We start from the raw sequence: 14,871 nt of genomic DNA, 5'->3' as shown, positions 1-14,871 counted from the left end.
CTACAAATTAACTTAGGCTAATGACATGCAAACCCAAGTAATGTTTTATCTACTTAAAGATGAGGTAACAGACGACTCGGACCAAGAGTCTCGTTCTGCGCTCTATCATGCCTGTTTGCAAGCCAGCTATTTTTATCGGCAAAAGCAGCGGGTCTATATCTATACACAAGACCAGCAACATGCTGAACAAATTGATGAAATGCTGTGGGCATTTGATAGCGACAGTTTTGTCCCGCACAACCTCGTTGGTGAAGGTCCAAAACAAGGCGCAGCTGTTGAAATAGGTTTTCAAGCACCGCAAGGGCGTCGCTCTGTGCTTATTAACTTGACCAGTACTGTGCCTAACTTTGCTAATCAATTTCAATTTATCGTTGATTTTGTACCTAGTGATGAAACACTTAAGCAACAAGCGAGAGAACGCTTTAAAACTTGCCGACAATGGGGTTTTCAAGTAGATAACCAAGCGGTAACCGTGCCAAGCGATGTCTCAAGCGAAGCCACTAAGTAGCTGCCACCTTGCACAAAGATAAACACCAAGACCAGCTCGAAAGCTTACACAAATACCATAAACAATGAATTTTACTTTGCTGCACTTTTGCCTTGTTGAGCTTAACTGATAAGCTTTTACTGATAAAGAGTACGACAGCAAAACAACGAACAACTATTAAACCTATTAGCGGAAACTATGATGGAAAAAACCTTTAACCCGACCGACATTGAACAGTCCCTTTATACTAGCTGGGAAGAGCAAGGTTACTTTAGCCCTACAGGTAAAGGTGACAGTTACAGCATTGCGATTCCGCCACCCAATGTGACGGGTAGCTTACATATGGGTCATGCTTTTCAGCAAACCATCATGGATACCCTGATTCGCTACCAACGTATGCAAGGTAAAAACACCTTATGGCAAACAGGTTGCGACCATGCCGGTATAGCGACACAAATGGTAGTTGAACGTAAAATTGCCGCCGAAGAAGGCAAAACTCGCCATGATTATGGTCGTGAAGGTTTTATCGATAAAATTTGGCAGTGGAAAGAAGAGTCTGGTGGCACCATAAGTAAACAAATGCGTCGCTTAGGTAACTCCATTGATTGGAGCCGTGAACGTTTTACCATGGACGAGGGTATGTCAGAAGCGGTACAAGAAGTATTTGTGCGTTTATTCGAAGATGATTTAATTTATCGTGGTAAACGTTTAGTTAACTGGGATCCTAAATTACATACCGCTATTTCAGATTTAGAAGTAGAAAACAAAGATAAAAAGGGTCACATGTGGCACTTGCGCTATCCATTAGCTGATGGCGAAAAAACTGCCGAAGGCCTTGATTACTTAGTGGTTGCCACTACCCGTCCAGAAACCATGTTAGGTGATACTGGCGTTGCCGTTAACCCTAAAGATCCACGTTATAAAGATCTTATCGGTAAAAAAATATTGTTGCCTTTAGTGAATCGCTTAATTCCCATTGTTGGTGATGACCATGCCGATATGGACAAGGGTACAGGTTGTGTGAAAATCACTCCCGCTCATGACTTTAACGATAATGAAGTGGGTAAACGTCATGCGCTACCACAAATCAATATTCTAGATAAAAATGCCGCTATTTTAGCCAACGCTGAAGTATATGATACCAAAGGCGAAATTTCTGATGTTTACAGCACTGAATTACCTAGCGAATTTGCCGGTATGGACCGCTTTGTTGCCCGTAAAGCCATTGTTGCTAAATTTGATGAACTCGGTTTATTGGTTGAAGTTAAAGATCATGATTTAGTTGCCCCTTACGGCGATCGCTCTGGTGTTATTATTGAGCCATTATTAACAGACCAATGGTATGTGCGGGTAGAAAAGCTAGCAGGTCCTGCCGTTGATGCCGTGAAAGATGGTCGAATTGAATTTGTACCAAAACAATACGAAAACATGTATTTCGCGTGGATGAACAACATTCAAGATTGGTGTATTTCACGCCAACTGTGGTGGGGACATCGAATCCCAGCTTGGTATGACGAGAACGGTAAAGTGTATGTTGGTCGTAATGAAGCAGAAGTACGTGCTAATAACCCCATTAGCGACGACATGAAACTACGCCAAGATGAGGATGTACTTGATACCTGGTTCTCATCTGCACTGTGGACCTTCTCAACCCTAGGTTGGCCAAAAGAGACTGAAGACTTAAAAACTTTCCACCCTACCGATGTACTGGTAACAGGTTTTGACATTATTTTCTTCTGGGTTGCCCGTATGATCATGATGACCATGCACTTTAACAAAGATGAAAACGGTAAAGCACTAATTCCATTTAAAAAAATCTATATGACCGGTCTTATTCGCGATGAAAATGGCGATAAAATGAGTAAATCTAAAGGCAATGTGGTTGATCCATTAGACATGATTGATGGTATTTCTCTTGAAGATCTATTAAAAAAACGTACCGGCAATATGATGCAGCCAAAAATGGCCGCTAAAATTGAAAAACTAACGAAAAAAGAATATCCAAACGGTATTGAAGCGCACGGTACTGATGCGCTACGTTTCACCTTAACCTCAGTTGCCACCACTGGCCGTGATATTAGCTGGGATATGAAGCGTCTTGAAGGTTACCGTAACTTTACCAATAAATTATGGAATGCTAGTCGTTATGTCATGATGAATACCGAGGAATTCGATTGCGGTCAAGCTTCAGAGAATGGAGCTAGGGGAGCAATGGAATTATCACTGGCTGATCGTTGGATCATCGGCCAATTTGAGCAAACAGTTAAAACTGTTCATGAAGCCTTTGACTCATTCCGCTTTGACTTAGCTTCACAAGCGCTTTACGAATTCACTTGGAATCAATTTTGTGACTGGTATTTAGAGTTAACCAAGCCGGTATTATTCAAAGGTAATGAAGCACAGCAACGTGGTACTCGTCATACCTTAGTCAATATATTGGAAAGCTTATTACGCTTAATGCATCCCATTATGCCCTTTATCACGGAAACTATTTGGCAGCGTGTACAGCCATTAAGCGACTTTGCCAAGGTTGGTGATTCTATTATGATTCAAGCATTCCCTCAGTTTGATGAGAGTAAGTGCGATCAACAAGCTATTGATGACTTAGAGTGGGTCAAACAATTTATTGTTGCCATTCGAAATATCCGTGGCGAAATGGATATATCACCCAGTAAAGCATTACCGGTATTGCTTAAAAACGTTAGCGAAGAGGATCAACGTCGTTTAAGCAACAACGAGCAATTTTTATTAACACTAGCCAAACTTGACAGTATTACTCTATTAGCTGACAACGAACAAGGTCCAGCGTCAGCATCAGCGGTTATCGGTGAGCTAACGGTACTTATACCAATGGCAGGTTTAATCGATAAAGAAGCTGAGCTAGCTCGTTTAGATAAAGCCATGGATAAGCTTGAAAAAGATGCGGCGAGAACACGTGGTAAGCTTAGTAATGAGAACTTTGTTGGTAAAGCACCAGCAGCGGTTATTGAAAAAGAAAAGACAAAATTGGCCGAAGCTGAATCGGCTCTTGCCAAAATGCTTGAGCAAAAAGAGCAAATAGCCGCACTCTAATTTATAACAGTACTCAAGTTTAAAAAGTGACAACTGGTCTAACGAGTTGTCACTTTTTTATTCCCCCCCCCCCTGCTCAGATATCCCATCACTGTATTGCCAGTAACTTTGATAACTACTCTCATTTAAAACTAAGAAATGTTGAACTAATCCAGTTTTTTATAAAGCATATTAAAAATAACTATGCTAGACTACTTTTGCGTTGAGTTCTTGCGTTGCAGATGAAGGTTTATACTGACTTTTGTTGTAGGTTTTCTATCTGATGCACTAAAGTGTACTGATATACTTGAATATTCTACACAGGCGGATTTAAACAATGCAAACTATTGTTTGAAACAATGATTGTGTCGAATATTGGTTTGTTTCCTTCCTCTTCCTGTACTTTTTGGTAGAGGGCATTTACTCGGGTAAAAACGGATTCTAGCCATTTTGGACTAGAGCCACATTATTATTTTATGACTACGGGAAAATGTTAGTATGTCTGATACAGTTACTGGTAAAGTTAAATTTTTCAACGAAACTAAAGGTTTCGGTTTTATAGAGCAAGAAAATGGTCCTGACGTGTTTGTTCACTTCAGCGCTATCTCTGGAGACGGTTTCCGTACTCTAGCTGACGGTCAAGCAGTTACTTTTACTGTTAAACAAGGTCAAAAAGGCCCTGAAGCAGAAAACGTACTAGCTGTATAAGTTTAACTTATTAAGCTAATCTAAAAAAACGAAGTATGAGTTTAACTCGTCCTTCGTTTTTTTGTGTCTGTTGCTTTATTTCTCCCTTCCTGCTCTACTTAAATGTTTCTGTATTACCTCGGCGACTTTAGCTCATTAGCTTACCTACCGTGATTGCTGTGTAAAGTTCTACTGCCTCAACAATCAATCCCCTTACCGCCAAAGACTCCTTGACGACTCTAGCTCACCTTATACCGTCCTTTTATTAATAACTGCACAGTCCAAATCAAACCGGTTAAACAGAACAAAAAAGTTAATATGGCAAAAAAGCTGATCAGCCAATGATTAAAACCGCCACTAGGCTTTCCCCAAAGAATTGGGTAATCCATAAAGTGCAGCATAAAGAAAAAATCAACAAAACGTTTATCTTCATTACTGTGGCCCACTAAACGACCGGAGCTAGCATTTATATAGACACTGGTATCCAGTTCATCAATAAAGTTTACTCGCCATAAATTATTCTGCTCCTTTAAAAAATCAGCAATGGGTGGCATAACCAGCAATACCTCAGCTATTTTTCCTGAGCCACGGTAACTCGATTGTGCCAGCGCTGATGCCATGTCAATATCTATTTCCTTAACTGTGCCCGTATAAGCATCAACTAAGCTAAAGTGACTGTCAAAATGACTATATAAACCTTTATCATGGGTTAGTAAATAATATGGCTGTCCAAGTCGCTGCACCAAGGTTATCTCGCTAGCAGGTGAATTACTGGCTCTTAACACCCGTTGAGGGTTAAGCAAGCGGTGATGATCTATATCCTGGCTAACTAATGCTTGCCTATATTGATTCCCACCCGCTTTATCATGATCCATCAAGTTAAAAAATAACCCAGTGCCAAGCCAAATAAATAACTGCATAAAGACCAGTAAGGATAACCACTTATGCAGTGACTTGATTGTCGAAAGCGTGAATAATTTAGAACGTTTGTTATTCGGTTTTTTCATTAGCTGCCCTCTCCCTAGATTTGCTTTGACTTAGCTTAACTCGACGAGACTTGCCTTTATTACGCTTGTTCTGTGCAGGAGCAAGACGATAGTAAGTCAGTACTAGGCCAAATATACTGGCGATAAAAGCCAATACAGAGACAATAAGTAATAGTTTATTGTCTGGCGATTCATCAATATAGTCCATCACGTGAAAAGCAAACATCCAGTCGAATATTCGCCAAAAGCTATGCCGCTTGGTCACTAGCTGAGCAGAGTTGGCACTAATATAAAAACTTGGGCTAGCAAAGTGATCAAAATCGATACGCCACACCGGCAGGTGGCGAGTACTTAGCTCTCTGGGTGGCTCTGCTGTAATTAACTGCACGCTACTGATCACTGCATTTTTATGCGCATAGTTTTGCTTGGCAATTTCAGTCGCTAGGCTCTTATTGATCGGCGAAAGTTGCTGACCATCTTTGGCAGAGATGATCACTTTTTCTTTATTAAGGCTAAAACGGTAGACCGCTTGCTTTAACATAAAACCAAGTTCGATATTTTTGGCCTGAGCATGCTCTGCCAATAACTGCCGAAAGCTATATTGAACTTTCTCTGGCTTTAAGCTTTGTTTTTTTGCTGCAACAAAGGAATCACCATGAATATAATCAATATCCATTAACACCATATAAGTCCCGGAAGCGGACCAAACGATAAATTGCAGGCCAACAAATAACATCAACCATTTATGATATTTCCGACTGTTACGATGTAATGTCACTGAGGATAAACGCCTAAATTTCGCTTAAAGCATTAACTAACATTGCCTTTATTTGTTCAATAATAGCTTGATTTGTTTTACCATCAAAATCACTTATACGCGGGGTATGGATATGGCCGGTGGGAATAGTTGAATCAAGCTTATTACGCAGCACAATACTACGATAAGAAATTTCATTAGAAAGGTAGCCACCGCCGCCGCCCTGCACTGACACTTTATCGCTAAGTTCCCTTAAGCTATTGGCGCTAATATCTTTCGCTTTACCTGATTCGAGTATTGTTACGCCACGATTATCATTAATTTTATACTTGCCGTTAGCTTTCATCATGGCTTGATAAGGTAGACTAAACAAGACAAATTCATCTCCCCTTAGTGGCACTCTAAGTAAGCTTGGTACTAAGGGATTAGTTTTATTAGCGCCAGTATAAACATTGACATTATCAGGTGCGGTTGCACTGCGTCTTAGCCCTGGAAAGTGCTCTAAATCAAAATCACTACGCCCCATTGAGATGGTAGCAATCAAGTCAACACTATTAAGGGCATAAAAAGGCGCCAGTAGGCTTTCAATTTCTCCTTGATCAAAATCGCCATAACGCACCGGTATCATAGCGGTATTAATTTCTGCGGTGATTGTTTTTTTAACCCCAGCTATGATGCCCTGATATTCGATAACGGTACCATCAAGTAATAAAGCGGCTAAACCCGATGAATTAGACTGTTTAATATTTATATCAAGAAAAAAAGGGTCGAAGCCGGTTAATAAAATACGCTTATCCGTAGCCTTGCTATAAGCTAAATCACTACGGCCACGAGAGCTATTTTCAAAAACTTCCAATAAAACAGCCAACTCAGATGTAGTAAAGCTGCTAAGCGAAGTTTTGATAAAGGAAAGCATAGCTAACCTGGTCCAGTATAAAGGCCTGTCATCTACTAGCTTGCCACTTTGAGCTTGAACCTTGCTGTATTGCCAAAGTTCATCACCCAGTTGATTCACCGCGCGTTGAGCAACAGCATAACCGGTAACTTTTAACCAATTCCCCTTAAAAGCAGACCAGTCAAAGTAATCAGTTAGCTCCGGCATAGCCAGTTGCGCTTTTGCTACACGCTGCTCTTCAATGGTTAAGGTAATTTGGGTGCTACTATCTGAATGATTATCAACAGATGCTAGAGCTACTGCACTTAGACTAGCGGTCGATAGTGAAAATAAAAATACGGTCAAAAGTCTCATAAGGCTCCAATATATCAAGGTTAAAAATGTAATTGTAAGGCTCTGTTGTAGAACACTGTTGTCTATAATGTAACACACTGATTTAAAAGAAGGTGTTGCTGATGTGATAAGATCGAGCTTCACCAGCATGACGGTATATGGATATACCCTTATTAGACAGTGCAGGAGCACACTGTCCTGATGCTTGTGTGGAGCCCCATGGAGGTTTATGCGTCTCGCTCGTTTACTCAACAACACCAAGCTACAACAGAGCCAATTGTAAACATCTATTAAGCATACCTTGTAACTGGTATGTAAATACCACTTAGGCTAGCACTAAAGTTTTATCGATTGTAGCTATATAAAGGACCTATATAAATTAAAAAATATAAAACTTTATTTTATTATAAGTTTAAACTTTAATTACAATGACTAACCAGCATATATGTAAACCTAACCACCAAGATTGATCAAAAAACATACCAATCGTCCAATGAATTACATTGCCTTTACAAATGTAACAAATTAGTATGTGTACGAATTATCTATACAAAAAACATAGTTTTCCTCTGCCATTAACTATCTTGAAGAGAACTATTAACCTCATAAGGATATACTGTGAACTGTAATAAACACCTAATAGCGCTAGCACTTGCTTCTGCTCTTGGCGCTTGCTCAGATAGCTCTGATGCAATACCTAAATCTATTATTATACCTGAACCTGTTGTTATAATTGAAACCACCATTAATGGTAAAGGCATTAAGGGTGTCTTAACCAATGCTGTTGTAACAGTGTACAAGTTTGTTGATGGTAGCCCCATTGCCTTATCAGAGACAGAACTTAAAGAGGCTAATATAAGCACCGACGGGGAAGGTAACTATACCTTTACCGTATTAGATTATGATGGCCCAATTAAAATCGAACTATCTCCAAGTACTGATCCTGCTAATCCAACCACTATGACTTGTGATGCTCCTGCAGGCTGTGGTGATACAGCTTTTGGCAAGGAAATTGATTTAACGGCTGTTGATCCTGACTTCAAATTATCTGCTATTTCAATAGTTGATAGTAACAGTGATGGCAAAGTTAAAGTTAATATTTCCGCTTTAACCCATCTAGCCTCAGTATTAATCGAAGCAAGCGATGACGGTGTTACTGCCGAGACAGTAACCGAGAAATCAGCACTAATTGCCAGCACATTTGGTATTGACGGAGATATAACTCAATTAGAGCCAACAGTCACCGATGATGCCAGCGCAGTTGCTGCAGAAGACAATGCGGCTGAGTTAAGATATGGTTTAATTAATGCGGGGATTATGGCAGCATTATTCTCCGGAGAAACCGATGACTCAGGTGTGTTATCAAGTAAGCTTGCGCAAGTGGCTGCTGATTTAATAGCAAATGATGGTGCTTTCTTAGTTATCCAAGATGAAGATGATGGTTTTGAATTAGCCTTGTCAGATGTGCTTGCCGGTGCCAGCGATGCAGCCAAACTAGCAGCAGATACAATTGCAGCTGACGATACTTTAACAACTACCTTGAACTTGGTACAACTCGAAACACAACTTGTCAATGAACAAGCTTATCAAGAAGCAAATGTCGGTGAAGATGGCTTTGCCACCGTTGTTATTGATGTACCTACCGAAGGTGATGCTGTAGCTAAAGCGAAAGCTATGGTCAGCGATATACGCTTGTTTAGCCATTTGTTTAATGACGAAACAAGCGAAGGTGCTGGCATAAAAACCCAAGGTGATGAGTATGTTGCTCTGCTCAATAATGCCGGCATCATGATCCAAGCAGAAATTGAAAACTTTGAATTGCTTGCCCAAATTAGCAATGCCTTAGCCGATCTAAGCTTGCAATACGATGCAGGAACTCTAAGCCCTACATCAGCAGCTGCAGGGGTATCTATTGCTAGTTACCTAACAACTGCGGGGGCTGTTGGTACTATCACTTTTGATGAACGCACAGCAACTAATGGCATTCTGTTTAAAGTTAATGCCGTAGCCGGTAATGAAAAGGCAACATTAACTGCATCTGCTGAATTCTCAGATGACAAGAAAAGTATTACCTTAACAATTGAGGGTTTACTTGAGTCTGCCGGTGCTGTATTTACTTTACATGAAGGCAGTTTCGCTCGGGTTAATTTAGATACAACAACGTCTCGAGATGCATTAGAAAATGATACTTATGAAGGTAAAATCATCTCTGGTGAACTAGAGCTGACCTTATCATTAGCACAAAAAGCCACAGACTTAGTACCTAACCCAGTAACCTTTGAAGGTATGGTAAAAACTAAGTTACTACTTGTAGAAGAGCGTGTACTTAATGAACGCTGGGATTGGGACAACCAAAACCAACAAGATATAATCAGCTATGGCCGCCCTGAACTAGAAACCTTTGTATTACCTGAAATGTTAACCTTAAGTGGCGCTTTTAGCTCACTTAAAGGTGATTTAATCAGTGCCACCTTAACGGTAAATATTAATGGCTTAGATACTTATAAAGCGCCTGAGTTTAAATATATAGGTAAAGAAGTTGCTGACGTGGTTAGCATTACTTTCTCCGCTGACTTAAATACTATAGTGATCACCGAAGCAGATAAGGTTTCAGATGAACAACAAACTGTAGAAACGCGAGTATTTACATCTGGACAAACAGTTGGAGAGTGGAGCGCGACAAGCTCTGTTGTAACCGCTAATCCTGAAAAACATTACTGGGGCACAGGTATTGAGCGTAAGATAATTACTAAACGTTTCGATTCTGGTATAGAAGAGCAAGGTATTCTTTATACCCGTGCTTATATCACCGGTGAAGAAGAAAGTAGTTATGGGGTAAAATCAGTTCGCATCACTCCTGTAGATCATGACGGTAATGGCACAACAGATGCTTATTATTTTGAAGCAATAAGTAATTTTTGGGATGATAAAGAGTATGATGGTACAAGCTTTGCTACTTTAATGGATGCAAATGGCAATATACTAACCAGTGATGGTAACCCACATAACTGGGACACTGTTTGGTCACTAGATGAATTCGATAGTATCGAAGCCTTTATGAAAAATAATTCTTATCAACTTATTGCCAACCCATTAACAGTAACTAATGGTGCCGAGTTATTATCGCAAACTATTACTAACTGGTGGCAAGATCAACGCAGCTTAACGATTGATGAACTTGGTCAGGTTACTTTCTTCTTTAACGAAGATGAATTGACTGATATTGCTGCAGGAGAGTTTACTGAATTAAACCCGATATCATACCTAACGCAACCTTTAATCAAAGACGCCTTAACTATTGCAGTTAGCGCTGATACAAATACAGTAACAACCTCTTTTGATGATGCCAGTACAAAGACCTTCACTTTTACCGGTGGAAAAGGTAGCGACTTTAACTTCAATTCAGACAATGACAATGGTAATAACAGATCAATCTGGTCTAAGGTAACCCCCATTGACGGTTTAGATGTTCCGCAAGTAATTATCAGCCACATGATCCAATTTCCATGGAATGAATTGAGTATACAACTTAAATTCATGCCGGTGGATGATCAACAAGCAAACGGTGAAGCAGGCCCTGATGGTATAGCCGATAGAATAGAAGTTTATTATATTGGTGGTTGGGGTAATACCTTCAATGATGATGGCGTGCTAATCGATGGCAATGGTGATATTAATGCGTTTAACGACCAAAGTTGGCCGATCACCCAATTCGATACTGTCCCTAATGATGCTTACGCTAACTTCTTTTGGACTGAAGCATCATGGGGTCACATAGGGTGGAATCCACTACCCTTTAACCCACTAACAGTAGCTAGTGCCTTAGATGTTTATAAAGCCTTAATCATGAATGATTGGGATAATAGCATCAGCGACTACATTGATGACATTGGTAAAGTTGAAGTTAACTTTGATGAAGACAAACTTGACTTGCTGGTTGCCGACAGCACCACCATGTTTGATGGCTATAACACTGAAGCTGATTCTGACAACGTTTTTGAAGACGAAGATACCTTCCTGAACGTTAATGCAGCATTAACCTTAGAAGCTATCTTAGGGGATTATGAAGTGAAGATACAACTTTCAGGTGAGCGCACAGCACTTGAAGCAGGTATTTTCGATCTTGCCATGAGTTATCGTTTACCCGGTGAAAACGCACAGCGTTCATTCACAGTACATTACAATACCGAAGAAGAAGGCAGATTAACCGCCAATAACTTTGAAGGTGTAGTATTAGTACTTAATGAGCCAGATGAAGATGCGACAGGTATACAAATACTAGGGCATATACTTGTTGGTCCAACAGCGATAGTAGCTGCAACGATTGAAGATAGAGATGGTATAATCATGATTGTATATGCTGATACTGACGGTGATGGTATACATGAAGAAGAAACTTTATAACTTTTACGTTGCTATTAACTACTAAACAATAGCAATTTAAGTTAAATTAAAATGCCAGTCAGTAATGACTGGCATTTTTTATAAGCTAACAAATGATCATTTTCTGCCAATAAGGAGTATTAGTGAAGATTAATTTACTTTGTGCTGTTACTTTAACTTTTTTATTTACCACTCTTTGGGCAGATAAGGGTTACGCAAATAATAAACAACTCAATAACGATCATGTTTCAGCTTATGTATTAAGTGAGTCATTTAGTAATATTTTACCGATAAAACAACTTATTGATGATGAGTGGCAACAAGCCCCCGCAACAGATTCAAGTATTGGTTTTACTCAAAATGAAACTGGCTTAAAAGCTTATTGGGGAAATATATCTTTTAATATTGCTCACCGTGTCGATTATTTTGTTTTTACCAACCCCGATACCGCGCAAGCTTTCTATTTAGAGCGCACTGACCAAGCACTAACCACACAAGATAGTTATCAACTTGCATTGAGATTACATCACCAACGTAGCAATGGATTTAGGCTAGGTTATCAATGGCAGTTTGAAAGTTTTTCTACTGAAATTAATGTCGGCTACTGGGATGTTAGCGCCACCAGAGAGTCACAAATTACCGGTGAAATTTTTGGTGATGAAGATAATAATATTACTGGCACAGCTCAGCTAAGAGAGCTTTACAGTGATAAAAATTTTTTAAAACGTGGCAATAATGATAGCTGGGACATTGATGGTTATGGCGTAACAGTTGATTTATTTGTTCATTGGCAAGTCAATAATGACCTAGCATTTACCCTTGATATAAAAGATTTATATTCACGGTTTAACATGAAAAAATTAGGTTATAGTGAAGGTACGGTGGATACCGATGGCACTTTTATTAATAGTTTAGGGGGCAAGTCTTACTTACCTTTATATAGAGGAGTCGCTGGCTATAAAGATTATCAATTCGATCTGCCAGAAAACGTTAACTTATTTGCCCATTATCAAGCAGAGCATATATCTACTAAATCTATTGCTAGCCGCTATATTGTTCGTTATAAACGTCAAGGTGAAGTTAACTTTTATTATGCCGGTGTAGGTTTTACTTATAAGCAAAGTAACATCAGACTATTGCTAGATTTAGAACACCTATCTCCTGAAATTCAATATAGCAACTCATGGTTTGCTCTGAAGTTTGCTATTGATGATATTGATATAGAGAAAGCGATGCAGTTTTCTTTGGGGTTATCAGGACACTATACTTTTTAAAAGTAAAGGTACTTACTACAAGCACCCTTTACTTTAATCATTAATACCAATGTAAGTGGCTAATCCGCAATATATTCAACAACTTCTAGGCCAAAACCAGACAGTGAGTGGTACTTGGTTTGTGAACTTAATAAGCGCATTTTACTGACACCTAAGTTAGCCAGTATTTGTGAACCAACACCAACATTACGTGAGCCAACATGACGGTTAATTTCTTTTACCACTTCACCGGCATCAATTTGGGCATATTTTTCTACCAAATTAATTAACTCAGTTGGTGATTCATGTTTACCTAGTAATACCAGTACACCACCTTCTTTAGCAATTTTTTCCAAAGCACTTGCTATTGGCCAAGTAGCCACACTTTCACGCTGGCTAAAGAGTAAGTCACGGAAAGTATTTTCTAAATGCACACGTACAAGTGTCGGCTCATCGGCCTTAATTTCACCCTTAGTTAAAGCAAAGTGTGCTTGACCATCGATGGTGTCTTTAAATACGGTTAAATCAAATTCACCAAAAGCCGTCGGTAATTTACACTGCGATATACGCTCGATAGTCGTTTCAGTGGCATTTCTAAATTCAATTAAATCAGCTATGGTGCCCATTTTAATATCATGTTTTTGTGCGATAATTTCTAAATCCGGACGACGTGCCATGGTGCCATCTTCATTTAAAATTTCGACAATAACAGCCGCAGGTTCAAAACCCGCCATGCGTGCTAGATCAACACCTGCTTCAGTATGCCCGGCACGATTTAACACACCGCCATCTTTTGCAATTAAGGGGAAAATATGACCCGGTTGCACGATATCAAGATGTGTTGCGCCTTTAATGGCGGCAGCAAGTACCGTCGTAGCGCGATCAGCGGCAGAGATACCCGTAGTAACCCCCGTTGCAGCTTCAATTGACACGGTAAAGTTGGTGCTAAATTGTGCATCATTTTTATCTACCATCAAGGGTATTTTTAATGCTTCACATTTTTCACGGCTCATTGGCATACAAATTAAACCACGCCCATGGGTTGCCATAAAGTTAATCGCTGCAGAGGTCACTTGTTCAGCGGCCATAATGAAGTCACCTTCATTTTCCCTATCTTCATCATCCATTAAAATAACCATTTTACCTAGGGCGATGTCTGCGATGATTTCTTGTGGGGTATTTAATTTCATTTCGGCCTCTTTGATGGCTAGCTATATTGTTAGCGCCATTTTACTGTGCGTATTTGTTATATTTTAGTGAGTTCATCCATTATATGCACTCATCATTTGTTTGTTTAGCTTAAGTTGTTCACTTTAATTAGTTGCTTAGCTTTATTTTAAAACCTGGCTATTTGATAAAGCCCGCTTTTAATAACATAGCTTCACTAACGTTTGACCGTGGTGCTGACTCTTTTTGCTCACTTTTAGTGAGTAAGCGTTCTAGGTAGCGGGCAATTAAATCCACTTCAATGTTCACCTTAGTACCCACTTGATAGTCGGCAAAGATGGTTGATTTTACTGTGTGCGGCACTATGGTCAGTCGAAATTTACCTACTGAACCATCCTCAGCCAACGCATTTACCGTTAAGCTAGTACCATCAATAGTTACTGAACCTTTTTCAGCAATATAATGTGCTAAATCACCTGGCATGCTTAACCAGTATTCAATACTGTTACCATTGTTATTAATCGCTAATATTTCACTAACACCATCGACATGACCTGAAACCATATGGCCGCCAAAACGTGTGCTTGCTAACATAGCTTTTTCTAGGTTCACTTTACTACCCACTTGATAGTTGACAAAACCGGTGCGCTGTAAGGTTTCATTAGAAACATCGGCGCTATAACTACCATTGCCTTTGCTGTTATTAACCTCAACCACAGTAAGACAAATACCATTAGTTGCTATGGAGTCACCCAGTTTAACATCACTCATATCCAAATCATGGGTAGCGATAACTAAACGAGCACCTTGGGCATTAACATTGATGGTTTTTATAACACCAACCGCTTCGATAATTCCTGTAAACATAGACT

10 protein-coding genes are annotated in these 14,871 nt (G+C 39.6%); 5 read left to right on the top strand and 5 right to left on the bottom strand.

All coding sequences use genetic code 11. From position 1 onward, the window contains the following. Window positions 1–25: 25 nt before the first annotated feature. The 3 genes from MTCD1_RS11260 to MTCD1_RS11250 all read left to right on the top strand — a co-directional run bounded on the left by MTCD1_RS11260 (window position 26) and on the right by MTCD1_RS11250 (window position 4,246). Complete coding sequence (locus MTCD1_RS11260) at window positions 26–508, top strand: DNA polymerase III subunit chi (RefSeq protein WP_057179675.1); 483 nt, start codon at window positions 26–28, stop codon at window positions 506–508. A 180-nt stretch (window positions 509–688) separates the two neighbouring features. Further along, window positions 689–3,559, top strand: a complete 2,871-nt coding sequence (locus tag MTCD1_RS11255) for a valine--tRNA ligase (protein WP_057179708.1) — start codon at window positions 689–691, stop codon at window positions 3,557–3,559. 477 nt (window positions 3,560–4,036) lie between these two features. Then, on the top strand, window positions 4,037–4,246 hold the full coding sequence (locus tag MTCD1_RS11250) for a cold-shock protein (protein ID WP_011041587.1): 210 nt from the start codon (window positions 4,037–4,039) through the stop codon (window positions 4,244–4,246). Between the two features lie 218 nt (window positions 4,247–4,464). Here the strand turns inward: MTCD1_RS11250 and MTCD1_RS11245 are convergent, their stop codons facing one another. The 3 genes from MTCD1_RS11245 to MTCD1_RS11235 are packed head-to-tail and all read right to left on the bottom strand — an operon-like array spanning window position 4,465 to window position 7,217. Beyond that, the gene (locus MTCD1_RS11245) at window positions 4,465–5,232 is read right to left on the bottom strand and encodes a PepSY domain-containing protein (RefSeq protein WP_057179674.1); all 768 of its coding nucleotides are present in this window, start codon (window positions 5,230–5,232) and stop codon (window positions 4,465–4,467) included. Continuing rightward, complete coding sequence (locus MTCD1_RS11240; RefSeq protein WP_231732956.1) at window positions 5,216–5,989, bottom strand: PepSY domain-containing protein; 774 nt, start codon at window positions 5,987–5,989, stop codon at window positions 5,216–5,218. The genes MTCD1_RS11245 and MTCD1_RS11240 overlap by 17 nt, the downstream gene beginning before the upstream one ends. 13 nt (window positions 5,990–6,002) lie before the next feature. Continuing rightward, the gene (locus tag MTCD1_RS11235; protein WP_057179672.1) at window positions 6,003–7,217 is read right to left on the bottom strand and encodes a PA0049 C-terminal domain-containing protein; all 1,215 of its coding nucleotides are present in this window, start codon (window positions 7,215–7,217) and stop codon (window positions 6,003–6,005) included. Window positions 7,218–7,814: 597 nt separating this feature from the next. Here MTCD1_RS11235 and MTCD1_RS11230 point away from each other — a divergent pair. Beyond that, window positions 7,815–11,600, top strand: coding sequence for a hypothetical protein (locus MTCD1_RS11230; RefSeq protein WP_057179671.1), 3,786 nt, complete (start codon window positions 7,815–7,817; stop codon window positions 11,598–11,600). A 122-nt stretch (window positions 11,601–11,722) separates the two neighbouring features. Further along, window positions 11,723–12,853 carry a hypothetical protein gene (locus MTCD1_RS11225; RefSeq protein ID WP_057179670.1) on the top strand — a complete coding sequence of 377 codons (1,131 nt, stop codon included), beginning with the start codon at window positions 11,723–11,725 and terminating at the stop codon, window positions 12,851–12,853. A gap of 59 nt (window positions 12,854–12,912) precedes the next feature. Here the strand turns inward: MTCD1_RS11225 and ribB are convergent, their stop codons facing one another. After that, window positions 12,913–14,022, bottom strand: coding sequence for a 3,4-dihydroxy-2-butanone-4-phosphate synthase (ribB, locus tag MTCD1_RS11220; protein WP_057179669.1), 1,110 nt, complete (start codon window positions 14,020–14,022; stop codon window positions 12,913–12,915). A gap of 157 nt (window positions 14,023–14,179) precedes the next feature. After that, window positions 14,180–14,866 carry a riboflavin synthase gene (locus MTCD1_RS11215; protein ID WP_057179668.1) on the bottom strand — a complete coding sequence of 229 codons (687 nt, stop codon included), beginning with the start codon at window positions 14,864–14,866 and terminating at the stop codon, window positions 14,180–14,182. Window positions 14,867–14,871 lie beyond the last annotated feature (5 nt).

It is taken from the genome of Colwellia marinimaniae (genome assembly GCF_002207865.1).
GTDB lineage: Bacteria > Pseudomonadota > Gammaproteobacteria > Enterobacterales > Alteromonadaceae > Colwellia > Colwellia marinimaniae.
This window is presented reverse-complemented; position numbering and strand designations above follow the sequence as displayed.

Bases quoted from the DNA above. Each gene is read 5' to 3' on its own strand.
- MTCD1_RS11260 (WP_057179675.1), top strand. From the start codon at position 26: ATGCAAACCCAAGTAATGTTTTATCTACTTAAAGATGAGGTAACAGAC.
- MTCD1_RS11255 (WP_057179708.1), top strand. From the start codon at position 689: ATGGAAAAAACCTTTAACCCGACCGACATTGAACAGTCCCTTTATACT.
- MTCD1_RS11250 (WP_011041587.1), top strand. From the start codon at position 4,037: ATGTCTGATACAGTTACTGGTAAAGTTAAATTTTTCAACGAAACTAAA.
- MTCD1_RS11245 (WP_057179674.1), bottom strand. From the start codon at position 5,232: ATGAAAAAACCGAATAACAAACGTTCTAAATTATTCACGCTTTCGACA.
- MTCD1_RS11235 (WP_057179672.1), bottom strand. From the start codon at position 7,217: ATGAGACTTTTGACCGTATTTTTATTTTCACTATCGACCGCTAGTCTA.
- ribB (WP_057179669.1), bottom strand. From the start codon at position 14,022: ATGAAATTAAATACCCCACAAGAAATCATCGCAGACATCGCCCTAGGT.
- MTCD1_RS11215 (WP_057179668.1), bottom strand. From the start codon at position 14,866: ATGTTTACAGGAATTATCGAAGCGGTTGGTGTTATAAAAACCATCAAT.